At 73.3% G+C, this 22,786-nt stretch carries 23 protein-coding genes; 10 read left to right on the forward strand and 13 right to left on the reverse strand.

Annotated features, from left to right (window positions below; genetic code table 11):
* Window positions 1–5: 5 nt before the first annotated feature.
* The gene (locus GA0070620_RS21300; RefSeq protein ID WP_091593546.1) at window positions 6–626 is read left to right on the forward strand and encodes a DedA family protein; all 621 of its coding nucleotides are present in this window, start codon (window positions 6–8) and stop codon (window positions 624–626) included.
* A 9-nt stretch (window positions 627–635) separates the two neighbouring features.
* On the opposite strand, the gene GA0070620_RS21305 is transcribed toward GA0070620_RS21300, so the two are convergent.
* Together GA0070620_RS21305 and GA0070620_RS21310 are read right to left on the reverse strand one after the other, a co-directional pair.
* Window positions 636–1,280 (reverse strand): response regulator, encoded by a 645-nt coding sequence (locus GA0070620_RS21305; RefSeq protein ID WP_091593548.1) that lies wholly within the window; start codon window positions 1,278–1,280, stop codon window positions 636–638.
* The gene (locus GA0070620_RS21310) at window positions 1,277–2,419 is read right to left on the reverse strand and encodes a sensor histidine kinase (protein WP_091593550.1); all 1,143 of its coding nucleotides are present in this window, start codon (window positions 2,417–2,419) and stop codon (window positions 1,277–1,279) included. Before GA0070620_RS21310 ends, GA0070620_RS21305 begins: the two co-directional genes overlap by 4 nt.
* Window positions 2,420–2,579: 160 nt before the next feature.
* On the opposite strand from GA0070620_RS21310, the gene GA0070620_RS21315 reads away from it, so the two are divergent.
* The gene (locus GA0070620_RS21315; protein WP_091593552.1) at window positions 2,580–3,254 is read left to right on the forward strand and encodes a DedA family protein; all 675 of its coding nucleotides are present in this window, start codon (window positions 2,580–2,582) and stop codon (window positions 3,252–3,254) included.
* On the opposite strand, the gene GA0070620_RS21320 is transcribed toward GA0070620_RS21315, so the two are convergent.
* A complete protein-coding gene (locus tag GA0070620_RS21320) occupies window positions 3,232–3,867 on the reverse strand; it encodes a TetR/AcrR family transcriptional regulator (RefSeq protein WP_091593554.1) in 636 nt (211 codons plus the stop codon). The two genes, GA0070620_RS21315 and GA0070620_RS21320, sit on opposite strands and share 23 nt — an antisense overlap.
* Window positions 3,868–3,943: 76 nt before the next feature.
* On the opposite strand from GA0070620_RS21320, the gene GA0070620_RS21325 reads away from it, so the two are divergent.
* The 3 genes from GA0070620_RS21325 to GA0070620_RS21335 all read left to right on the forward strand — a co-directional run bounded on the left by GA0070620_RS21325 (window position 3,944) and on the right by GA0070620_RS21335 (window position 7,352).
* Complete coding sequence (locus GA0070620_RS21325; RefSeq protein ID WP_091593556.1) at window positions 3,944–4,396, forward strand: SCP2 sterol-binding domain-containing protein; 453 nt, start codon at window positions 3,944–3,946, stop codon at window positions 4,394–4,396.
* Window position 4,397: 1 nt separating this feature from the next.
* Complete coding sequence (locus GA0070620_RS21330) at window positions 4,398–5,612, forward strand: acyl-CoA dehydrogenase family protein (RefSeq protein ID WP_091593558.1); 1,215 nt, start codon at window positions 4,398–4,400, stop codon at window positions 5,610–5,612.
* A gap of 177 nt (window positions 5,613–5,789) precedes the next feature.
* Window positions 5,790–7,352, forward strand: coding sequence for an AMP-binding protein (locus tag GA0070620_RS21335; RefSeq protein ID WP_091599131.1), 1,563 nt, complete (start codon window positions 5,790–5,792; stop codon window positions 7,350–7,352).
* 85 nt (window positions 7,353–7,437) lie between these two features.
* On the opposite strand, the gene purD is transcribed toward GA0070620_RS21335, so the two are convergent.
* The 3 genes from purD to GA0070620_RS21350 all read right to left on the reverse strand — a co-directional run bounded on the left by purD (window position 7,438) and on the right by GA0070620_RS21350 (window position 11,326).
* The gene (purD, locus tag GA0070620_RS21340; protein ID WP_091593560.1) at window positions 7,438–8,688 is read right to left on the reverse strand and encodes a phosphoribosylamine--glycine ligase; all 1,251 of its coding nucleotides are present in this window, start codon (window positions 8,686–8,688) and stop codon (window positions 7,438–7,440) included.
* Window positions 8,689–8,876: 188 nt separating this feature from the next.
* Window positions 8,877–9,806: a type IV toxin-antitoxin system AbiEi family antitoxin domain-containing protein gene (locus tag GA0070620_RS21345; protein ID WP_231921886.1), complete on the reverse strand. Its 930-nt coding sequence runs from the start codon at window positions 9,804–9,806 to the stop codon at window positions 8,877–8,879.
* Between the two features lie 230 nt (window positions 9,807–10,036).
* A complete protein-coding gene (locus tag GA0070620_RS21350) occupies window positions 10,037–11,326 on the reverse strand; it encodes an adenylosuccinate synthase (protein ID WP_091593564.1) in 1,290 nt (429 codons plus the stop codon).
* 125 nt (window positions 11,327–11,451) lie between these two features.
* On the opposite strand from GA0070620_RS21350, the gene GA0070620_RS21355 reads away from it, so the two are divergent.
* Window positions 11,452–12,453 carry a diacylglycerol kinase family protein gene (locus GA0070620_RS21355; RefSeq protein WP_091593566.1) on the forward strand — a complete coding sequence of 334 codons (1,002 nt, stop codon included), beginning with the start codon at window positions 11,452–11,454 and terminating at the stop codon, window positions 12,451–12,453.
* A gap of 534 nt (window positions 12,454–12,987) precedes the next feature.
* Window positions 12,988–14,997 (forward strand): MinD/ParA family ATP-binding protein, encoded by a 2,010-nt coding sequence (locus GA0070620_RS21360; RefSeq protein WP_231921888.1) that lies wholly within the window; start codon window positions 12,988–12,990, stop codon window positions 14,995–14,997.
* Between the two features lie 149 nt (window positions 14,998–15,146).
* Here GA0070620_RS21360 and GA0070620_RS21365 read toward each other — a convergent pair whose 3' ends face one another.
* On the reverse strand, window positions 15,147–15,575 hold the full coding sequence (locus GA0070620_RS21365; protein ID WP_091593571.1) for a DUF3151 domain-containing protein: 429 nt from the start codon (window positions 15,573–15,575) through the stop codon (window positions 15,147–15,149).
* Between the two features lie 321 nt (window positions 15,576–15,896).
* On the opposite strand from GA0070620_RS21365, the gene GA0070620_RS21370 reads away from it, so the two are divergent.
* Window positions 15,897–17,099: an LOG family protein gene (locus tag GA0070620_RS21370; RefSeq protein WP_172836471.1), complete on the forward strand. Its 1,203-nt coding sequence runs from the start codon at window positions 15,897–15,899 to the stop codon at window positions 17,097–17,099.
* A 117-nt stretch (window positions 17,100–17,216) separates the two neighbouring features.
* Here the strand turns inward: GA0070620_RS21370 and fbaA are convergent, their stop codons facing one another.
* Together fbaA and GA0070620_RS21380 are read right to left on the reverse strand one after the other, a co-directional pair.
* Window positions 17,217–18,242 carry a class II fructose-bisphosphate aldolase gene (fbaA, locus tag GA0070620_RS21375; protein WP_091593574.1) on the reverse strand — a complete coding sequence of 342 codons (1,026 nt, stop codon included), beginning with the start codon at window positions 18,240–18,242 and terminating at the stop codon, window positions 17,217–17,219.
* 149 nt (window positions 18,243–18,391) lie between these two features.
* Window positions 18,392–18,775 carry a phage holin family protein gene (locus GA0070620_RS21380; protein WP_091593576.1) on the reverse strand — a complete coding sequence of 128 codons (384 nt, stop codon included), beginning with the start codon at window positions 18,773–18,775 and terminating at the stop codon, window positions 18,392–18,394.
* 145 nt (window positions 18,776–18,920) lie between these two features.
* Here GA0070620_RS21380 and GA0070620_RS21385 point away from each other — a divergent pair, with 145 nt between their 5' ends.
* Entirely contained in the window at window positions 18,921–19,133 is a 213-nt protein-coding gene (locus tag GA0070620_RS21385; RefSeq protein WP_091593577.1) for a hypothetical protein, read from the forward strand.
* Between the two features lie 196 nt (window positions 19,134–19,329).
* A complete protein-coding gene (locus GA0070620_RS21390; RefSeq protein WP_091593579.1) occupies window positions 19,330–20,043 on the forward strand; it encodes a DedA family protein in 714 nt (237 codons plus the stop codon).
* Between the two features lie 73 nt (window positions 20,044–20,116).
* On the opposite strand, the gene GA0070620_RS21395 is transcribed toward GA0070620_RS21390, so the two are convergent.
* The 4 genes from GA0070620_RS21395 to GA0070620_RS21410 form a co-directional block, all read right to left on the reverse strand.
* The gene (locus tag GA0070620_RS21395; RefSeq protein ID WP_076468717.1) at window positions 20,117–20,494 is read right to left on the reverse strand and encodes an ArsR/SmtB family transcription factor; all 378 of its coding nucleotides are present in this window, start codon (window positions 20,492–20,494) and stop codon (window positions 20,117–20,119) included.
* 57 nt (window positions 20,495–20,551) lie between these two features.
* Complete coding sequence (gene pyrE / locus GA0070620_RS21400; RefSeq protein WP_091593582.1) at window positions 20,552–21,088, reverse strand: orotate phosphoribosyltransferase; 537 nt, start codon at window positions 21,086–21,088, stop codon at window positions 20,552–20,554.
* Between the two features lie 166 nt (window positions 21,089–21,254).
* On the reverse strand, window positions 21,255–22,064 hold the full coding sequence (locus tag GA0070620_RS21405; protein WP_091593583.1) for an SDR family NAD(P)-dependent oxidoreductase: 810 nt from the start codon (window positions 22,062–22,064) through the stop codon (window positions 21,255–21,257).
* Between the two features lie 10 nt (window positions 22,065–22,074).
* Complete coding sequence (locus GA0070620_RS21410) at window positions 22,075–22,776, reverse strand: hypothetical protein (protein WP_091593585.1); 702 nt, start codon at window positions 22,774–22,776, stop codon at window positions 22,075–22,077.
* Window positions 22,777–22,786 lie beyond the last annotated feature (10 nt).

Consider the following 22,786-nt stretch of genomic DNA (forward strand, 5'->3'; position numbering starts at 1 on the left):
GAGGCATGGACGCCGTGATCGACCTCCTGCGGGACACCGTCATGTCGCCGTGGGTCTACCTGGTGCTGATCGGCGCCACCGCGATCGACGCGTTCTTTCCGGCGATACCGAGCGAGGCCGCGGTGATCACTGCTGCCGTCCTGTCCTCCGCCGGCGGGCACCCCAACCTGGTCGGCGTGATCCTGTCCGCCGGGGTCGGCGCGCTGATCGGCGATCACATCTCGTACGCCATCGGGCGCGCCGGCGGCGCGCGCCGGCTGGCCCGCCTGCCCGATCGAAGCCGGCGCCGGGCCGGTTCGGAGTGGGCCCGCCGGGCGGTCCAACGCCGGGGCGGCCTTATCCTCACCACCTCCCGCTACATCCCGGGCGGACGGACGGCGGTGACCCTCACCATGGGCGCGGTCCGCTATCCCCGGCGCAAGTTCCTGCTGTTCGACGCGGTCGCGGCGCTCACCTGGGGGCTCTACTGCGGTCTGCTCGGCTACTTCGGCGGGCTCGCGTTCGAGCGCGACCCGATCAAGGGCGTACTCACCGGGCTGGGGCTGGCCGTCGCGGTCACACTGGGCCTGGAGTTCGTCCGGAAGCTGCGCCGCCGCGCCCACCGCCGGGCGGCCCGCCGCGAGTGACCGGGGCCGTCACTCCAGCAGGTCGGCGTCGTGCACGAGAATGGCGAGCTGCACCCGGTTGGCCACGCCGAGCTTGGCCAGCGCCCGGCTGACATGCGTCTTCACGGTGGCCTCGCTGACGCCCACCCGGCGGGCGACCTCGGCGTTACCGTCGCCCCTGGCCACCTCGCGGACGATCACCGCCTCCCGGTCGGTGAGCCGGGCCAGTCGCTGCCGGGCCGCGTCCCGCCGCGCCGGGCCGCGCTCGGCGAAGGAGCTGATCAGTCGCCGGGTCACCGTCGGGGCCAGCATCGCGTTCCCGGCGGCAACGGTGCGTACCGCGGCGGCGAGGTCCCGGGGCGGCGTGTCCTTCAGCAGGAAGCCGACCGCGCCGGCGCGGAGCGCCTCGTGTACGTACTCGTCGAGGTCGAAGGTGGTCAGCATGACCACCTTCGGTCCGGCGGCCACGATCGCGGGGGCCGCGGCCAGGCCGTCGAGGCCGGGCATGCGGACGTCCAGCAGCACCACGTCGGGCCGCAGCCGCTCGGCGGCGGCCAGCGCCTCGGTCCCGTCGGCGGCCTCACCGACCACGGTGACGTCCGGCGCCGCTTCCAGGATCAGCCGCAGCCCGGCGCGGATGAGCTGCTCGTCGTCCGCGATCACCACCCGGATCATGTGGTCTCCCCGGCCGGCACCAGTGCGCGCAGCAGGAAGCCCCCATCGGGGGTCGGCCCGGCCGTCAGCCGCCCGCCGGTCAACTCCACCCGCTCCCGCAGGCCGACCAGGCCGAGCCCGGCGCCGGGCAGCACCGGGCCCGGTCGGTCGGACGGGTCGTTGCGGACGGTGACCTCGATCCCGTCGATCAGGTGCCGCAGGCGGACGGCGACGGCCGCGTCCGGGGCGTGTTTCCGCACGTTCGTCAGCCCTTCCTGGACCACCCGGTGCACGGTCCGGGCCACCGCGCCCGGCATCGGCCCGGGCGCCACCTCGTCGGTCAGGCTCACCCGTAGGCCGGCCACGCGCGACTCGCGGACCAGTTCGCCGACCGCGTCCCGGCCGGGCAGCGGTGGTGGGGGTTCCTGGCGCAGCACGCCGAGCACCTCTCGCAGGTCGGTCAGCGCCGCCCGGCCGGTGGACCGGATCAGCGCGGCCGTCTCGACAGTGGCCGGGTCGGCGGTGGTCACCTCCAGCGCGCCCGCGTGCACCACCATGAGCGAGACCCGGTGCGCCACCACGTCGTGCATCTCCCGCGCGATCCTGGCCCGCTCCTCGGCCCGGGCCCGGTCGGCACGCGCCTCCTGCTCGCGTTCCAGCCGCTCGGCCCGGTCCCGCAGCGCGGCCAGGGCGTCCCGGCGGGCCCCGATCCAGAGCCCGACGATCGCCGGGGCGATCACCAGCCAGGCGTAGAACAACGCCGCGTTGCCGGCGGTGGCGACGACCAGGCGGCGTTCGCCGCCCATCGCGGCGCCGACCGCCACGCCCGCCAGCAGCACGGGGAACGTCCCGAGCAGGTACGCGGCGAGCTGCCGGCCCCGCAGACAGGTGCCGGCGCGCCAGGATGCGACCACGACGGCCGCCCAGGCGGCCAGGACCAGCCAGCACACGGCGGCCGCGGCGGGTAGCACCCAGCGGCGTGGCGCGAGCACCGACGCACCCGTGGCCAGCGCGAGCGGGAGGATCACCACGGTCGGCAGCGGCGAGCGGACGCCGAGCCCGCCGGTCGCCGAGGCCCAGGTGGCGGCGGCCACCGTCAGGGCCAGCAGCGCCGGAAGGTGCGGTTCGACGCGCCGGACGGCACCCAGCCAGGTGGTCACCCCGCGAGCCTAGGCCCGGTGCGCCCTCGGTGGGACCGGGCTCGGGGAGGGTTGGGTGTCGACCCCGAGACCGCCTCGGGGTACGGCACGACGAAAGTGGACCCCCGGGGCCGACCGTCGGCAGATTCCGCCGACCGCCGGCTGGACCAGCATCGACGCCATGGATGCCGCTCTCGAACTGCTCCACGACACGATCTCCTCGCCCTGGGTCTATCTGGCACTGTTCGCCATCGCGGTGGTGGACGGGTTCTTCCCCGTCGTGCCGAGCGAGACCGCCGTCATCACCGCCGGCGTGTTCGCCGCCACCGGCCAGCCCGACCTGCCGCTGGTGATCGGCGTGGCCGCGCTCGGCGCGCTGGTCGGCGACCACGTCTCCTACGCGATCGGCCGGCACGGCGGAGCGCGGCTGCTGGACCGGCTGCCCCGGGGCAGCCGGCGGCGGGCCGCGGTGGACCGGGCCCGGCGCGGCATCGCGGTGCGCGGAGGGCTCATCCTCACCGTGGCCCGGTACGTGCCGGGCGGCCGGACCGCGGTCACCCTCACCATGGGGGCGACCCGGTTCTCCCGCCGGCGGTTCCTCGCCTTCGACGCGCTGGCCGCCGCCACCTGGGGCACCTACTCGGCGTCGGTGGGCTACCTCGGCGGGCTCGCGTTCGAGCGGGACCCGATCCGCGGACTGCTGTTCGGGCTGGGACTGGCCCTCGGCGTGACGGTGGTGGTGGAGGTGGTGCGCTGGGCTCGGGGCCGGCGGAAGCCGCGGCCGTCAGGCGCGGCCGCCGCCATCGCAGGCGTTGAGCAGGGCGGCCCCCGCCTCACACCCCCGGGCGCCAGGTGACGCCGCGCAACAGCTGGTCGGCGCCGAGCCAGGCCACGTTCATCATCCGGGTGGCGGTCTTCTCGGGGTCGGCCTCGGGATGGTCGGCCAGCCAGTCGGCGAGGGACTCACTGGCGCCGACCAGGGCGTACGCGACCACCTCCAGGTCGATGGCGGCCACCTCGCGGCCCTTCGCACGCAGCGCGTGGTCGAGCATCCCCGCGACCACCTCGACCAGTCGTGCCCGCATGGCGGCCAGCTCACCGGCGAAGGGCTGCTCACCGCGGGCCTGCCGGTAGAGCACCGCCCAGCCGTCCCGGTGCGCCCCGACGAAACCGAAGAACGCCCGCAGCCCTCGCCACAGCCGCTCGTCGGCGGGCAGGTCCGGGGCGGCCGCCCCGGCGATGGCCTGCGTCATCCGGGTGCCCTCCCGGTGCAGGCAGGCGACGAACAGCTCCTCCTTGGTGCCCAGGTACGCGTAGACCATGGGCTTGGAGATGCCGGCGTCCTCGGCGATCTCGTCCATGCTGGCCCCGTGGAACCCGCGCCGGGAGAAGACCTTGACGGCCGCGTCGAGCATCTGCTGCTCGCGTACGGCCCGGGGCAGGCGCTTGAAGGTCGGCGTACTGGACACCTTGCGAGCATACCTACCCGTGCGTAAGGTTACGCCAGAGTAACCAAAGTCGCCCCGCCCGAGAGGTGTATCCCCCATGACTGACTTCGACCCGGCGAACTTCGCCAACGTCGGCCCGAAGGAGTTCGCCCAGCTGGTCAAGTCCACCCCGGACGACAAGATCGCCGCAGTCATGTCCGGCGACCTGCGCGGCAAGGTGCTGAGTGAGGTCTTCAACCGGATGCCGTCGCTCTTCCGGGCCGACCGCGCCGGCTCGACCAACGCGGTCATCCACTGGACCATCACCGGCCGCCCCGACGGCGGCAGCGACACCTACGAGGTGGTCATCGAGAACGGCACCTGCACCGTCTCGGACACCCCGCAGCGCGACCCGAAGCTCACCCTGACCCTGGGCCCGGTCGAGTTCCTCAAGATCGTGTCGGGTGGGGCGAACCCGGTCATGATGTTCATGACCGGCAAGCTCAAGGCCAAGGGCGACCTGGGCCTGGCCGCCAACATCGCCAACCTGTTCGACATCCCCAAGGCCTGAGATGGCCGAGTTCTCGCTCGACCTGTCCGAGGAACAGCGGGACCTCCGCGACTGGGTGCACGGCTTCGCGGCCGACGTCGTGCGCCCGGCCGCGGCCGAGTGGGACGCCCGCGAAGAGACCCCCTGGCCGGTCATCCAGGAGGCCGCGAAGGTCGGCCTCTACGGCTTCGAGTTCCTCGCCACCTGCTGGGCCGACCCCACCGGCCTCTCCCTTCCGATCGCCAGCGAAGAGCTCTTCTGGGGTGACGCCGGCATCGGCCTCAGCATCTTCGGCACCTCGCTCGCCGTCGCCGCCATCTACGGCACCGGCACACCCGACCAGCTGGTCGAGTGGGTGCCGCAGTGCTTCGGCTCCGTCGACGAGCCCGCCGTGGCCGCGTTCTGCAGCACCGAGCCGGAGGCCGGCTCCGACGTCGGGGCGATGCGCACCCGCGCCGTCTACGACGAGGCCACCGACGAGTGGGTGCTCAACGGGCAGAAGGCGTACGCCACCAACGGCGGCATCGCCGGGGTCCACGTCGTCACCGCCTCGATCGAGCCGTCGCTCGGGTCCCGGGGACAGGCGGCGTTCGTCGTACCGCCCGGCACCGCGGGACTCAGCGCGACCCGCAAGCTCCGCAAGCTGGGGCTGCGCGCGTCGCACACCGCCGACGTCTTCCTCGACGACGTACGGGTCCCTGGAAGCTGCCTGCTGGGCGGCCGGGAGGCGCTGCGGGAGCGCCTCGACCGGGCCCGTTCCGGGCGGCGCGCCTCCGGGCAGGCGGCGATGCGGACGTTCGAGATCACCCGGCCCACCGTCGGCGCGCAGGCGCTCGGCGTCGCCCGCGCCGCCTACGAGTACGCCCTGGACTACGCGAAGGACCGGGTCCAGTTCGGACGCCCCATCATCGAGAACCAGGCGGTCGCGTTCGCGCTGGCCGACATGAAGATGGAGATCGACGCGGCGCGGCTGCTGGTCTGGCGCGCCTCCTGGATGGGGCGCAACAACCGGCCGTTCACCGCGGGCGAGGGCTCGATGTCCAAGCTGAAGGCCGGCGAGGTCGCCGTCGCGGTGACCGAGAAGGCCGTCCAACTGCTCGGCGGCGCCGGCTTCCTGCGCGACCACCCGGTCGAGCGCTGGTACCGGGACGCCAAGATCTACACCATCTTCGAGGGCACGTCCGAGATCCAGCGACTCGTCGTCTCGCGCGCGATCTCCGGGATGCAGATCCGCTGACCGGCCGGGCCGCCCCCGGGTGGCCCGGCCGCCGTCGCACCGCGGGTGCTGCCTTCGTCACCCCGCGCCACCGCCGAACTGCCGTACGCGGACACCCAGGGCATGATCAAGACAGACGCCCCACCGGACGGTCCCCTCGAACCCCGTCCGCGTACCGCCCCCAAGGAGGTCTGCGGCATGGACCTGCCGTTCATCGTCACCACCCTGACCCGTCGCGGGCTGCTCACCCCCGGCCGGCCCATCCGGGTCGCCTCGCAGCTCAGCGCACTGCGGCGGTGGGGCTGGAGCCTCGCCGGCGAGCTGCGCCAGGCCGCCGCCCGGGACCCCGACCGACCGGCGATCATCGACGAGGACGGCGTCGAGCTGACGTACCAGCGGCTGCTCGACCGGGCCGAGCGGACCGCCCGTTCGCTGCGGGCCGGGCTCGGCATCCAGGCCGGGGACCGCATCGGCGTCCTGTGCCGCAACCACCACGGTCTGATCGAGACGATCGTCGCGGCGACCCTGCTCGGGGCCGACGCGGTGCTGGTCAACACCGGGCTCTCGCCGGGGCAGCTCGCCACCGTCGCCGAGGAACAGCGGCTTCGGGTGCTCGTGCACGACGACGAGTTCGCCGAACGCGTCCTCACCCTGCCACCCGAACTGCCCCGACTGGACGAGCGCGCCCGTGAGGAGCTGGTCGTCGGCGCCCTGCCGGGTGAGCTGCACCCGCCGGAGCGCGACGGACGGATCATCGTGCTCACCTCCGGCACCACCGGCGCGCCGAAGGGCGCCCGCCGCCCGACCCCCAACGGCTTCGGGCCGCTGGTGTCCATCATCGACCGGATCCCGCTGCACACCCGCGACCGGGTGATGATCGCCGCCCCGATCTTCCACACCTGGGGATTCGCCGCACTCCAGGTCTGCTTCGCGCTGCGGGCCACCATCGTGCTGCACCGCCGCTTCGACCCGGCCGCCACGGTCGCCGCACTGGCCGACCACCGGTGCGACGCGCTGTTCGCCGTGCCGGTGATGCTCCAGCGGCTCCTGGAGCTGCCGTCGCCCGACCCGCGCCCCCCGCTGAAGGTGGTCGCGGTCAGCGGCTCCGCCCTGCCCGGCGGCCTCGCACCCCGGTTCATGGACGTCTACGGCGACGTCATGTACAACCTCTACGGCTCGACCGAGGTCTCCTGGGCCTCCATCGCCGGCCCCACCGACCTGCGCGCCGCGCCGACCACCGCTGGCCGGGCGCCGCACGGCACCCGCCTGGAGATCCTCGACGCCACCGGCGAGCCGGTGCCCGCAGGACGCGTCGGGAGGATCTTCGTGGGCAACGAGATGCTGTTCGAGGGGTACACCTCCGGCGCGAGCCGGGAGACCCGCGACGGGCTGCTCGACACCGGCGACCTGGGCCGGCTCAACGCCGACGGACTGCTCTTCGTCGACGGGCGGGCGGACGACATGATCGTCTCGGGTGGCGAGAACGTCTTCCCGTCCGAGGTGGAGGACCTGCTCGCCCAGCTCCCCCAGGTACGCGAGGCGGCCGTCATCGGCGTACCCGACCCCGAGTTCGGCCAGCGCCTCGCCGCGTTCCTCGCCCTGCACCCCGGCGAGACGCTGGACCCGGAGGCCGTCCGCGAGTACGTCCGGCACTACCTCGCCCGCTTCTCCGTGCCCCGGGACGTCGTGTTCGTGAAGTACCTGCCGCGCAACGCCACCGGCAAGGTGCTCACCCGCGAGTTGCGCCGCTACTTCGGCTGAACGCCGCTCCGCGGCCCTCAGCCGCCGGCCGGGTGCGGTCGCCACCCCCCGACTGAACGGGGGCGGGGGTGGCGGTCGCCCCGAGTCAGCCGGGGATCGCGATCCGGCCCTCGATCGCGGCGGCGGCGATGTCGGTGCGGTGCTGCGAACCGGCCAGCCCGATGCCACGCACCAGCTCGTACGCGGCGTCCCGCGCGGTGGCCAGGTCGGGGCCGGTGGCCGTACCGCAGAGGACACGGCCGCCCGCGGAGAGCAGCGCGCCATCGTCGGCCCGGCGGGCGGTGCCGGCGTGGATGATGCCCGGACCGTCCGCGCCGGTGATCACGTCGCCGGTGCGGGCGGCGGCCGGATAGCCCTCCGACGCGACCACCACCGTCACAGCGGCGCCGTCCCGCCAACGCAGCGGCGGGTGCTCGGCCAACGTGCCGGTCGCCGCCGCGTGCAGCAGCCCGCCGAGCGGCGTCTCCAGCAACGCCAGCACCACCTGCGTCTCCGGGTCACCGAAGCGCGCGTTGAACTCGATCACGCGGGGGCCGGCGGCGGTCATCGCCAGCCCCACGTAGAGGAGCCCGGCGAACGGGGCGCCCCGGCGGCGCAGCTCGGCCAGCGTCGGATGGACCACGTCCCGCATGACCTCGTCGACCAGGCCGGGCGGGGCCCACGGCAGCGGCGCGTACGCCCCCATGCCCCCGGTGTTCGGACCGGTGTCACCGTCGCCGATCCGCTTGAAGTCCTGCGCCGGCAGCAGCGGCACCGCGGCCTCGCCGTCGGTGACCACGAACAGGGACACCTCGGGGCCGTCCAGGTACTCCTCGATGACGACCCGGCCGCACTCCCGCGCGTGCTCCTCGGCACGGGCCCGGTCGTCGGTGACCACCACACCCTTGCCGGCGGCGAGACCGTCGTTCTTCACCACGTACGGCGGGCCGAACTCGTCCAGCGCGCGGGCCACGCTCTCCGGGTCGGCGCAGGTGTAGGCCCGCGCGGTCGGCACCCCCGCCGCGGTCATCACGTCCTTGGCGAACGCCTTCGACCCCTCCAGCCTGGCCGCCTCGGCGGACGGGCCGAACACCGGGATCCCCTTGGCGCGTACGGCGTCGGCCACGCCGGCGACCAGCGGCGCCTCCGGGCCGATCACCACGAGGTCGCTGCCGGTCTCGACCGCCAGCGCGGCCACCGCCGCGGGATCGGTCGCCTCGACCGTACGCAGTTCGGCGACCGCCGCGATCCCCGGATTACCCGGTGCCGCGATCAGCGTCGTGACCGCCGGATCGGACGCCAACCCGAGCGCGAGCGCGTGCTCGCGCCCCCCAGAACCCACCAGAAGTACCCGCACAAACCCGCATCCTACTGACCCCACCGCCAACCTCCCCCCACCGCCGCCTCCCCCCACCACCCCCGCCCCCGCCGCCCCGCCCCGCCGCCCCCGCCCCGCCCCGCCTCGGTGATCAAGAGGTTTGCGTCAAGTTTTGGCTCATCCGTGACGCAAACCTCTTGATCACTGGGAGGGGGCGGGGCGGCGGCTCAGGTGCGGCGGGCGGCGGCTACGGCTTGGCGGACCGTCCAGGGGATGTAGTCGGGGCGGAGGGTGTCGGCCCAGGTGAACCGGAGCACCGTCCAACCGGCGTTGACCAGACGGTTCTGCCGTCGGCGGTCGGCAAAGACCGCGTCCGGGGTGTCGTGCGAGTCCCGCCCGTCGGCCTCGGCGAGCACCCGCGGGGCACGCCAGCCCAGGTCACCGATGCCGAGCAGATAGCCGTCGTGGTCGCGTACCTCCAGTTGGAGCGCGTCCGGTGGCACCCGGCCGTCGACGCAGCGCAGCCGCGTACGCGTCTCCAGCGGCGACTGCGCCCGCCCGTCCGCCTCGGCCAGGTAGCCGCGAGCGGCAACCGCTCCCCGCCGGCCATGGATCATGCCCGGCACCGCCAGCAGGTCGTCCGGCGTGACGAGGCCACGGTTGAGCGCCGAGTCGAGCACGGACACCGCGGCGAACCGGTCAACCTTGAGGATGACGTCCGAGACGGTGCGGAGCGGTGAGGTGACCTTGAGGCCCACAACACCGGCGAGGTCGCCGGGAGTGACGGTCAGCTGATGCACCGCCAGCCACGGGGCCAGGCCACGCTGCGGCCGCGGTCGATCCACCGGCACCGAGACGTGGACCTGACCAGTCGAACGCAGACCGGCGATGCCGTGCAGCTCGAGAGCCGTCTCGTGGACGGCGAACGCACCCGGGCCGAGGCTGGTCACGGCAGCCCTTATCTGTGCCCGCCGCAGGGTCTCGACGCTCCGCGTCTCGCCCAGAACGAAGCACCCTCGCAGGACCCGCTGCCACCGACCGGACCTGCACATCTGCCGAACCTGGTCCTTGCTCAGGCCGGCACGCACGGCTTGCTCGACGGTCACCATCCCGTCCTGCCCGGCGGCGACCCTGCGCAAGATATCGAGTGGCGTCACCACCTCACGATGCCGGCGCGCCCCGCACCGCCGACACCCCTGTGGATAACCCCGACCCTCCCTGTGGACAACGCCCTGCCGGACCTGCCCAGCTCCGGGTCGACCGGCACCACGTCGTGATCAAGAGGTTTGCGTCAGAGATGAGCCCGAGCGTGACGCGAACCTCTTGATCACCGGGGAGAGCCCGGGAGGAGAGCCTGAGCGGAGAGCCCCGGGAGGAGGGCCCGGGGTTAGGGGAGGAGGGGGTGTTGGACCACGTTTTCCTCTCGGCCGGGGCCCACGCCGATGACGCTCACGCGGGTGTTGCAGAGTTCCTCGATGCGCGCGATGTAGCGGCGGGCGTTCTCCGGCAGCTCGTCCACGCTGCGAACCTTGGTGATGTCCTCCCACCAGCCGTCCAGCTCCTCGTAGACGGGCGTGGCGTGGTGGAAGTCGGTCTGGGTCATCGGCATGTCGTCGACGCGCTTGCCGTTGATCTCGTAGCCGACGCAGATCGGCACCTTCGGCAGGCCGGTGAGCACGTCCAGCTTGGTGATGACCAGGTCGGTCACGCCGTTGAGGCGGCAGGAGTAGCGGGCCACCACGGCGTCGAACCAGCCGCACCGGCGCTCCCGGCCGGTGGTGGTGCCGTACTCGTGGCCGATCTTGCGCAGGTGCTCCCCGTTGGCGTCGAAGAGCTCGGTCGGGAAGGGCCCGGACCCGACCCGCGTCGTGTACGCCTTGCTCACCGCGATGACCCGGTTGATGGCGGTCGGCGGGATGCCCGCGCCCACGCAGGCCCCGCCTGCGGTGGGGTTGGACGACGTCACGAACGGGTAGGTGCCGTGGTCCATGTCGAGCATGGTGGCCTGGGCGCCCTCCAGCAGGACCGTCTCGCCCCGGTCGAGGGCGTCCCAGAGCAGCCCCCGGGTCTCGGCGATGTACGGCTTCAGCCGCTCCGCGTACGCCAGGTATTCCTCGACCGTCGCCTCGACGTCGATCGCCTTGCGGTTGTAGACCTTGAACAGGATCTGGTTCTTCTCGCGCAGCGCGAGTTCCAGCTTCTTGCGCAGGATGCCCGGGTCGAGCAGGTCCTGCAGGCGGATGCCCATCCGGGCGACCTTGTCGCCGTAGGCCGGGCCGATGCCCCGGCCGGTGGTGCCGATCCGGGAGGAGCCGAGGTAACGCTCGACGACCCGGTCCAGCGCCCGGTGGTGCGGCATGATCAGGTGCGCGTCGCCGGAGATCCGCAGCCGGGAGACATCGACACCCCGCTCGGCGAGGCCGTCGATCTCGGTGAGCAGCACCTTCGGGTCGACCACGACACCGTTGCCGATGACGATCTTCGCGCTGGGCGAGAGCGCTCCGGAGGGCATCAGGTGCAGCGCGTACTTCTGGCCGTCCGGCGTGATCACCGTGTGCCCGGCGTTGTTGCCGCCTGAGTAACGCACCACGTAGTCGACCCGCTCACCCAGCAGGTCGGTAACCTTGCCCTTGCCCTCGTCGCCCCACTGAGCGCCGATGAGCACGATCGCTGGCATGTCTCTTGCCTCCAGAAAGGCTCGGGTGCCAGGTGGCGACCGCTCGGCGAGCCCGGGGTGTCAGGCTAACAAGAGGTAACGACGTGGTCGGCAGGGGTCGCGTCGACAGGTTGGAGGCTCCTCCCGTGTACGACGTGGTGCTGCTCACCCTCGCCTCGCAGCGGGACTCGTCCGGCGGCTGCGGCAGCGGTGGGGCCTGCTGTGGTGGCGTCACGGAGGGTGAGCACAGCGCTCCGGACCAGACGGATCGGTGCGAGACGCCGCGCGTGCCGGTGCTGGCGTGCGCGGACGCGCTGACCGCCCGCGGCGCCCGCGTCGAGACGGTCACCGCCCGGTCCGACCAGGAGATCGACGAGGTGCTGGCCCGGCTCGACGGCCCGGCGCGTGCCGACGGCCTCACCTGGCCCGACCCGGACTCGAAGACCCGGCTCGTCGTCGCCACCGCCAGCGACGCCCAGTTGCGCGCCGTGCTGCGCCGGCTCGTCCGGCGGTACGCTCCGCCGCCCAGTCGCCGCCCCGAGGACCTGCCCGTCGGGCGTACGCTGCCGGACCTGCCGCCGATCGGCGTACTCCCGCTCGATCCGGCCCGCAGCGGTGGGCACCGTGACCTGGCCGCGCAGCTCGGGTTGCCGCGTGAGCCGGCCGCGGTGGCCGCGGCGGTGCTCGACGGCACGGCCCGCCGGCTGGACCTGCTGCGCACCGACGGTGGCTCGGTGACCCTGGACGGCGCGCTGCTCGGCGCCGCCGACGACGCCGGCCGACCGTTGCACTGGCGGGGCCGGGTCGAGGTGGACGACACCGTGCTCACCAACGGCGACGACCCGCTGCTGGCCTGCGCGGTCGGCAACGCGGGCGGGTACGCCAACCTGGACGACGTGGCCCTGCTGGCCGCGCCGGACCCGACCGACGGCCTGGTCGAGGTCGCCGTGGCCGTCCCGGTGGTGACCCGGTCCCGCTTCGGCCGCAGGCGCGTACGCCTGGAGGTGCGCCGGGCCCGCGGCCGCGCGGTCGCCGTGGTGCCGCGCGACGAGAAGGTGCCGTTCCTCGATGACGGTGTCGAGGGCGAGCTGAGCCGGAAGCGGTCCTGGTGGACCGAGCGGGGTGCCTGGGCGGTCTGGGCCGCCTGACCTCGTCGCCCCGCTCGGTGGCCAGCCCCCGTCGGCTGGTGGGCCTATCCTCGGCAGGAGGAATGGGGAGGAACCGTGGTGGACGAGAACGCCGACCGGGCGCGTACGCCCGGCCAGCAGCCGGTGCCGGAGCGGGACATCGAACCGCCCTGGCCGTCGGATCCGGGCGCATCGGCCCCGCCCTGGGCTGCCGTGGTGCGGCATCCGATAGCCGAGTCGCCCGCACCCTCCACATCGGCCGCCGGCCCGCAGGCTCCCTCGACGACCGGTGACTCCACGGCCGGCCACGGCGTCGGGGGTCCGCCGCCCACCTCGACGGACTACCCCTCGCTGACCGGTGCGCTACCGCCGCCGGACGGCGGTTGGGCACCCCCGCCCCCGCCGCCACCTCCGGCTTCCGGCTGGGCGCCCGCGCAGCGGGGTTGGCAGCCGCCGGCGACCCAGCCGGCGTGGCCGCCCGCCACCGCAGCTGCGACCACGGCGGACCCGCCCACCGGCGACACGCCCGGTGCTCCCTCTGCCCAGAGAGCGCCCGTGACGCGGCCCGCCTGGCCCCCGGCGGCACCCGATCCCGCCGACGTCCCCGGCCACGCCGTCCCGGGATCGCCCGTCCCACCACCCGCTGCTCCCGTCCCGGCCGACGCCGCCCAGCGACCGGCGGGCCAGACCACGACTGCCGCGCCCGGCACGGCGACGAACGGCGCGCCGGGCAGTGCGTCCACGCCGGGCGTCGCCGGCCGACCGGCCGCCAGCGGTCAGGTCGACCTGGACCTGCCGTTCAGCCTCGACCAGCCGCCGCTGCCGCGCGCCGGTCGGGGCGTACCGGCCCCACCGTCCATGCCGGCCACGGGCGCGCCCACGGCCGAGGCAGCCACCCCGGAGGTCGCCGCCGCGCCGCCCGCCGGCTCCGCCACGCCCGAATCCGACGCGGAGCCGACGACCGCCGGGGAGAGCGCGCCGGACCAGACGGGCGCGGCGAAGGTTGCCGCCTCCACCAGTGGGTCCACCATCTCGGGCCGACCCGCCGAATCGCCGTGGGCCCATCCGCCGCAGCGCCCCACCAGCGCGGCCGAGCGGGACGCGACTTCCGAGACCGGTCCGGCCGGCGACCCGATCGCGCGCGGCCCGCTCCCGGCTGCCGGCGCGACGGGCGCCACGCCGCCGGGCACCGGGCAGGGCATCGCCGGCCCGGTGCCGGGTGCGGAGGGCAGCGCGGCCGGCCCTGCAGGCGGCACGGCGGGCGAGGCGCCGGTGGCGGAGGGCGGCGGGGTGCCCGGCACCGAGGGCGGCGCGGTCGGCGCGGTGCCGGCCGAGGACATGTCGTCCGCCGGCGCGGGTGTCGACGGGGCTCCGCCGGCGCCACCGTGGTCGGGCGTCGCCCACCAGGGCGTCGTGCCGCAGCCGCCCGGCCCGTTCCCGCCGGTGCCCCAGGCGGGGCCGACCCTGCCTCCGCCGCCCGCCCCACCCCCGGGTCCGTTCCCGCCGTCACCCGGCTGGTACCCGCCGCCGTGGCAGGGTGGCACCGGGGCGCCTCCGGTCCCCCCGCAGCACTACCCGCCAGCTCCCGGCGTCACCGCCGTGCCGCCCGGTTACCCGGAACCGAATGCCGCACCGCAGGCCGCCCCGCCCACCGCGGAGGACTTCGCCCGCCGCCGGCAGGTGCGGCCCGCCGACCCGGTGGCCACGATGGGGGTACGGGCGGTGGCCAACAAGATCGGCCTGAAGCTTCCGCCCGGGCGGCACGAGCAGGAACGCAAGCGGGACATCGAGATGGTGCGCCGCAATTTCGGCGGGCTGCGCCAGGTGACGGTGGTCAACCCGAAGGGCGGCGCCGGCAAGACGGTCGCCATCCTGCTGCTCGCGATGACGTTCGGGCAGAAGCGCGGCGGCTACGTGCTGGCCTGGGACAACAACGAGACCCAGGGCACCCTCGGCATGCGCGCGCAGCAGGACTTCCACTCCCGCACAGTGCGGGACATGCTGCGCGACCTCGGCCAGTTCCACGGGGCGCACGGGCGGGTCGGCGACCTCTCCCAGTACGTCCGCTCGCAGGGCGAGGGCATGTTCGACGTGCTCGCCTCGGACGAGTCGGCCACCGGCGGCGAGATGCTCACGGCGGCGGCGTTCGCCGAGATCCGGGAGGTGGTGAGCCGCTTCTACAAGTTGATCTTCGTGGACACCGGGAACAACGTCCGGGCGCAGAACTGGCAGGCCGCGATGGACGCCACCGACCAGTTGGTGGTCACCATGTCGGCCCGGAACGACTCCGCCGAGACGGCCGCCCGGATGCTCGACCACCTGGAGCAGAGCGGTCGGCAGCGGCTGGTCCGGCAGGCGGTCACGGTGGTGTCGATGCCACCGTCCCGTAAGGAGATCGACCTGCCGGCCATCCAGGAGCACTTCGCCGCCCGCACGCGGGCGGTGCTGCTGGCGCCGTACGAGCGGCTCATCGACAGTGGCGAGCCGATCCGCTACGGCGGCCTCTCCTCCGCCACCCGCGACGCCTGGCTGAAAATCGCCGCCGCGGTAGCCGAAGGCCTGTAACCCCGATCCCACTCACCCAGCCGCACCCCGTTCCGCGATCTTGCAGGTCGTGCCCCGACAGAACGGGCAAACAGCCCGGGACGAGGGCCGAAACTGCAAGATCGCGGAAGAGGGGGGAGGGCGAGGGAGCGCGGGCGGGGCCGGCGGGGTTAGTTGCTTGCCAGGGCGTCGGCTGCGGCCGGGTCGCAGTCGCGGAGGAACTGGGCGCAGCGGGCCGCCTCGTCCGCCTCGCCGATCTCGTCGGCCGCCCGGGACAGCACATAGAGGCAGCGGAGGAAGCCGCGGTTCGGCTCGTGCGACCACGGCACCGGGCCGTGGCCCTTCCAGCCGTTGCGGCGCAGCTGGTCCAGTCCCCGGTGGTAGCCGGTGCGGGCGTACGCGTACGCCGGAACGACCTGGCCCGCCGCGAGCGCCCGGGCCCCCAGCGCGCCCCACGCCGCGCTGAACGTCGGATAGCGCGCCGCCACCTCGGCGAACGCGGCGTCGTCGTCGGCCTGTTCGGCGGCGACCAGGGCGGCGTCGGCCTCGTCGTACGCGGGGAGGAGGGTGGCCGGTGGCTCCGGCATGAGGTTCTGCATCGCCCCATTCAACCCGCTTCGCCGGCCGACATGCGAGAGGGTCGACGGACCCGCCTGGCTGAAAGGCTGAGGAGTTGGTCACGCCTGTGGCCTATGCCGCACGGAGTTGTTTTCCACTACAACTAATGGTCCGGAGCCTCCCCAGGACCCGGTTACGCAGGAGCCCGGTGGCCTCGGCCGCCGGGCTCCTGTCGGTCCGGGGCCAGGTCGCCCTTGCGCCGGCCGGCCCGAGCGCCGGACACCCGGGGGACCAGCAGCCGGACACCCGGGGACCAGCGGCCCGACGTGCGGCGGGCCGGCCGCCGGGGGCAGGATGGCCGGGTGCCGACCCCACCACCCGCCGACGTTCTCGAGCCGCACGCCACCGACGAGGTCGAGACCCGCGCCGAATTCGACCGACGACTCGCCACCGGCAGCCTCGCCGGGTTGACCGTTCAGGGCCTCCGCCTGGACCTCGACCCGGCGCCGGACCTCACCGCCGTCACCGTGGCCGGGACGCTCTTCGTCGGCTGCCGGTTCGCCTCCCGGGAGGTCGGCGCCGACCTGGTCCGGCGGGGCGCCAACGTGGTGCCGCCCTTCTCCGGGCTGCCCTACCCGACGCAGCCGTCCCATCTCTACAGCCCGGAGGACCTGGCCGCCGGCTTCGCCGAGGCGGGCTTCGCGGGCATGTACGACACCCGGGTGTACGCGCACTTCCGAGCGCACGGCGGCGCGCTGCCCGACGTACGGGAGGCGCTCGGTCAGCGGCTGCACGACCACGGCGTCGACAACGCGCTGGCCGACGCGACGCGGGCGTGGCTGGCCGCGTACGGGCCGCAGTCGGTGGTGGGCATCATGGGTGGGCACGCGGTGCCGCGCGGCAGTGCGCCGTACCGGATGGCCGCCGTGCTGGGCTGGGAGTTGGCCCGGGCCGACCGGCTGGTGGTGACCGGCGGCGGACCGGGGGTGATGGAGGCGGCGAACCTCGGCGCCTACCTCGCGGGTCGGCCGGCGGAGGAGTTGACCGCCGCGATCGACCTGCTCGCGACGGCGCCCGACTTCACCGATCACGACCGGTACACGGCGGTGGCGCTGCGGGTCCGCGAGCGGTACGCACCGCCGCCGGTGCCCCGGCAGCGCGGCGCGGAACTGCAGTGGGCGCGGACCGGCGGGTTGTCCATTCCGACCTGGCTGTACGGGCACGAGCCGGCGAACCTGTTCGCCGGTCGGATCGCCAAGTACTTCTCCAACGCCATCCGCGAGGACACCATCCTCCGGCTCGCCCGGGGCGGGATCGTGTTCGCGCCCGGTCGGGCCGGGACGGTGCAGGAGGTGTTCCAGGCGGCCACCAAGACCTTCTACGGCACCGACGGCGCCAGCGGCGCGTACGTCTTCCTGGACCGCGCCTACTGGACCCGGGAGCTGCCGGTCGAGGCGCTGCTGCGGCCCCTGCTGGCCGCCTCCCCGTTCGGTGACCTGTCGTCGACGATCCACCTCACGGACGACGTGCGCGAGGCCGTGCGGGTGCTCACCGCGACGGCCTGAGCGGCCGGCCCGCCGGGGCGTCCCTGCCGGCCGGGAACCCGCGGCTACCTGCGCCGGCCGGGTACGGCGACGGCCGGCCCGCGGGAGCGGGAGCCGGCCGTCGGTGTCGTGCGGGTGTTACTTGGTCATCGTGGTGCCGGTCGAGCGCAGGTGCTCGCACGCCTCGACGACCCGGGCGGCGAGACCCGCCTCGGCGGCCTTGCCCCAGGTGCGCGGGTCGTACTGCTTCTTGTTGCCGACCTCGCCGTCGATCTTCAGCACGCCGTCGTAGTTGCGGAACATGTGGTCCGCGACGGGCCGGGTGAAGGCGTACTGGGTGTCGGTGTCGATGTTCATCTTCACCACGCCGTAGTCCAGCGCCTCACGGATCTCCGACAGCAGCGAGCCGGAGCCGCCGTGGAAGACCAGGCTGAGCGGCTTCTCCTTGCCGTACTTGGCGCCGACCGCCTCCTGGATGTGCTTCAGCACCTCGGGGCGGAGCTTCACGTTGCCCGGCTTGTAGACACCGTGCACGTTGCCGAAGGTCAGCGCCGCCATGTAGCGGCCCTTCTCGCCGAGGCCGAGCGCGTCGACCATGGCCAGGCCGTCCTCGACGGTGGTGTAGAGCTTCTCGTTGATGGCGTTCTCGACGCCGTCCTCCTCGCCGCCGACGACGCCGACCTCGATCTCGAGGACGATCTTGCCCTTGGCGGCCTCGGTGAGCAGCTGCTCGGCGATCTCCAGGTTCTCGGCCACCGGCACCGCGGAACCGTCCCACATGTGCGACTGGAACAGCGGCTCCTGGCCGGCCTTCACCCGCTCCTGCGAGATGGCCATCAGCGGCCGGACGAACTTGTCCAGCTTGTCCTTCGGGCAGTGGTCGGTGTGCAGGGCGATGTTGACCGGGTACTTCTTGGCCACCTCGTGCGCGTACGCGGCGAACGCGACGGCGCCGGTGACCATGTCCTTGATCGAGGGGCCGGACAGGTACTCGGCGCCACCGGTGGAGACCTGGATGATGCCGTCGCTCTCCGCGTCGGCGAAGCCCTTGAGCGCCGCGTTGAGCGTCTGGGAGGAGGTCACGTTGATCGCGGGGTACGCGTACCGGCCGGCCTTGGCGCGGTCCAGCATCTCCGCGTAAGCCTCGGGGGAAGCGATGGGCATGTCAAACGCTCCTTACTTACCGCTCTCGGCCGTGCAGGCCGCTGTTGTCCATGGGTGCGCCGGACCGCGCTGTCCTCCGCCCGGCAGTATCCCGCAGTCGGGAGGCGGCGACGCAACCGACCCGGCGCCCGCCCACCCGACGCGGCCGGTCACCGGCCCTCCAGGCGGTCCGGAACGACGACACTGATCAGCCAGGTGACCACGGCCATCACGATGGCGCCCCAGAACGCCGCCCAGAATCCGTCCACCTGGAACGGCAGGCGCAGCACGTGGGCGATCCAGTCGGTCAGCAGGAACAGCAGCGCGTTCACGACCAGCGCGAACAGGCCCAGGGTGAGCAGGTAGAAGAGGCACCCGATCACCTTGATCACCGGCTTCAGCACGGCGTTCACGACGCCGAAGATCAGCGCCACCACTACCAGCGTGAGCACGGTGTTCGCGCCGGTCCGGCCGCTGACGTCGACGCCGGGCACGATCAACGTGGTGATCCACAGCGCCACCGCGGTGATCGCCAGCCGGATCAGGAAGCCCACGGCACCATCCTGGCATCGGGCGTACGCCCTGGTGGGCCGATTCCGTCGACTCGACTCCGGACCGACGGCGCGACGCGAGCGCGCGGCCGGCGGAGCCCGTACGGTGTGTGGGGTAGAGCGGTGCGTCGAGGTCCAGGGAGGGACGATGGGTCAGCCCGGCGAGGAGTTCACCCCCAGCGCCCACCTCGGCCCGGACGAGCGCGACCCGGAGGCCGAGCCCGCCGACGCGGTCGAGCAGGCCATCGCCGTCGACCCGATCGATGGGGACGCCGAGCCGCACCGCGGCCTGGAGGTCGACGACTGGGACGCGATGGAGCAGGCGCGGGTGGTCGTCGGCGACGAGGACGACTACCGCTGAAAGGGTTCGCGACCGGCTGAGGTGGGCTCACCTGGCCGCGGCGGAGCCGCGCCCGGTCGGCCAGGGGTGCCGGAGGGCTGCGGTCGCGCGGGTGTGACGTCGAGCACCGGGCGTGTCGGAGGGCCACCTAGACTACGGAGGTTGCCGTCGCCCCTGGCGACCGATCATCCTCACCGGCAGACAACGGAGGTCGCTCGTGCCGACGCCCACCACCACCCTGGCCCTGGGGCCGGACTGGCTCGATCCGGAGTGGTTGATCTCGACGTTCGGGCTGCTCGGCATCCTGGCCATCGTCTTCGCCGAGTCCGGCCTGCTGATCGGATTCTTCCTGCCGGGCGACTCGCTGCTGTTCACGGCGGGCCTGCTGACCGCCGACGGGCAGTACATCACCTACCCGCTGTGGCTGGTGTGCCTGCTGATCACGGTCGCGGCGATCGCCGGCGACCAGGTGGGGTACGCGTTCGGCCGTAAGGTCGGCCCGGCGCTGTTCCGCCGCCCCAACTCGCGGCTGTTCAAGCAGGAGAACGTGCTGAAGGCGCACGAGTTCTTCGAGAAGTACGGCGCCCGCTCCATCGTGCTGGCCCGCTTCGTGCCGATCGTTCGCACGTTCACGCCGATCGTGGCCGGCGTCAGCCGGATGAACTACCGGACGTTCGTGATCTACAACATCATCGGCGGCGTGCTGTGGGGCACGGGCGTGACGGTGCTCGGCTACTTTCTCGGCCAGATCCCGTTCGTGAAGGCGAACATCGAGTTCATCCTGATCGCGATCGTGGCGATCTCGGTGATCCCGATCGCGGTCGAGCTGCTCCGGGCGCGGATGGCCGCGAAGCGCGGCGCGACCGCCGCGGAGCGGGCCGCCGCCGAGGAGGCGATCCGGGAGACCCGGCAGCACTACGGCAAGCACTGACCGGGCAGACGCCGACCGGCCGGTCGTCCGGCGCCGTCCCTGATCGGGGATGGCACCGGACGATCGGTACGGGTCAGCGGGCCTTCTTGGTGGCCCGCTTGCGCGGCGGGGTCAGCAGATCGGCGATCGTGGCGATCGCGGTCGGCACCAGCCGGTAGTAGGCCCACACACCGCGCTTCTCCCGCTCCAGCAGCCCGGCCTCGGTGAGGATACGGAGGTGGTGGCTGACCGTCGGCTGGGAGAGGCCGAGCGGTGCGGTCAGATCGCAGACGCACGCCTCACCCTCGGGCGCCGACTGGATCAGGCTGAGCAGCCGGAGCCGCGCGGGGTCGGCGAGGGCCTTGAGGACCCCGGCGAGGCGCTCGGCATCGGCACGTTCGATCGGCTCGCCAGCAAGCGGCGAGATCTGAGGCATAGTCATTTCAGCCAACGCAGTTCCCACGTTTTCCATCCTTCCACCAGCAGCATCGATCCGCCTGCATATCAGCAGATCCGAATCGGCAGACTTTTACGCCACAAGGCCGAGGTCAGCCAACGTATAGGCCGCCCGATACGGCAGTCCGGCGGCTCGCACCGCGTCGCCGGCGCCTCGATCAACAATAACCGCAACCCCAACGACCTCGGCTCCGGCCTCACGCAACGCCTCGACGGCGGTCAGCACACTGCCGCCCGTCGTCGACGTGTCCTCCACCGCCAGCACCCGCCGGCCGGCCACCTCCGGTCCCTCGATCCGCCGCTGCAACCCGTGCGCCTTACCGGCCTTGCGGACCACGAAGGCGTCCAGGCCCCGGTCCGCCGGGGCGGCGTGCAGCATCGACAGCGCCACGGGGTCGGCGCCGAGCGTCAGCCCGCCGACCGCCTCGTAGTCCCAGTCGGCGGTCAGGTCGAGCAGCACCCGCCCGACCAACGGAGCGGCCTGGTGATGGAGCGTGACGCGCCGCAGGTCCACGTACCAGTCCGCTTCGCGTCCGGAGGAGAGCACCACCCGACCGTGCACCACGGCCAGGTCGGTGATGAATTTACGCAGGTCGTCGTGGTCCCCCATGGCGATAGAGCGTACTGCTCAAGTCTGGACGCCGGATGAGGGGTCCACCTGGGGCAACCCGGCCGGGGGACAGATGAGTGGCGATGTACCGCTACGCTGTGCGACCACACGGGACCGGTCGGCGTCGGCGGCCGTGACCGGCCCGTCTCACGCCGTGGCGGCGCGGTCAGCTCTCGTCGCGACCGATCCGGCCTCGGGTGTCCCGGGAGACCGCGTGCAGCAGGCGTCGCGGCGCGTGCCGCAGCCCTGCGACGGCGAGCTTGTACTTCCACGCCGGAACGCTGATCAGGCGGCCTTTCCGCAGGTCACGCAGGGCTTCGTCGACCACGTCGTCGGCCTTGAGCCACATCCACTCCGGCGTCTTCGACATGTTGATGCCGGCCCGATCGTGGAATTCGGTGCGGGTGTAGCCGGGACAAAGGGCCATCACCCGTACGCCGAACGGCCGAGTCGACTGACCGACCGACTCGCTGAAGTTGGTCACCCACGCCTTGCTGGCCGAGTAGGTCGAGCCGGGCATGACCGCACCGAATCCGGCAACGGAAGAGACATTTATCACTGCCCCGTCCCGCCGTTCGGTCATCGGCCGCACCGCTGCCAGCGTCAGTCGCATCACGGCGTGCACGTTGAGGCGGAGCAGGCGGGCCTCGTCGTCGGCGGTCGAGCGCAGGAACGGCTTGTTCAGGCTGATCCCGGCGTTGTTCACCAACAGGTCGACGGGGCTGCCGTCGGTCAGTCGCGCCTCGACCGCCGCGCAACCGTCGTCGGTGGACAGATCGGCCGGAAGGACCTCGACCTCGTGCCCGTATCGGCCGGTCAACTCGGTCGCCGTCTCGGCGAGGCGTGCGGCGTCCCGGGCGACCAGCACCAGGTGCCAGCCGTCCGCGGCCAACCGGCGGGCGAACGCCGCACCGATGCCGGCGGTCGCGCCGGTCACCAGGGCGCGGCGGGCGGCGGGCGTGGACTCGGACGTCACGGGCGATCCTCTAGGGGTACGGGTGTTCCGGCGTGGTCGGCGACGGCGGCTGGGGCGGTGCGGGCGGGTAGCCGGTCGGCGTCTGCGGATGGTGCGGGGTGGACGGATAACTGGTCGGCGCGGGCGGGTGGTGCGGTGCGGTCGGCGCGGACGGGCGGCGGAACCAGGACGTCGCCGACGGCCACGCCAGCAGAATGGCTACCACAAAGTAACCGAGTGCCTGGCCGACCGAAAGTCCCCCGGTCAACGGGATCCACCAGGACGGGTGGGCGTCGCCCACCAGACCGAACAACTGGCTGGTGGCCTGCTCGTCGGCGGCCAGGCGCAGGGGCGCGGCACGCTCACCGACCAGCACCGCGAGCCCGCAGCAGCCGCAGAACAGGCCGAGCCCGCAGACCACCCACGTCGCGACCCGGGCTCCCGCCCGGCCGGCGGACACGCCGATGGCGAGGACCGCCAGGAGTACGCCGGCCAGCAGGCTGACCACCGCGGAGAGCACCCCGCTGAGTCGCAGCAGGGTGACCACGTCGCCGATGTCACCGGTGCCGGCCCCCGTGCCCGCCGCGGCGGACCGGAACCGGTCCACGGTGCCGCCCAGCACGGCCAGGCCGGCCACGGCGTACGCGAGCGCGGCGACCGCCATGAGCAACAGCACCGCCGTCGCCGCCGCGACCACGGCGGGACGGCGGGTCACCTGCGCGGGATACGACACGACAGGTCCC

This window comes from Micromonospora krabiensis (assembly GCF_900091425.1).
GTDB lineage: Bacteria > Actinomycetota > Actinomycetes > Mycobacteriales > Micromonosporaceae > Micromonospora > Micromonospora krabiensis.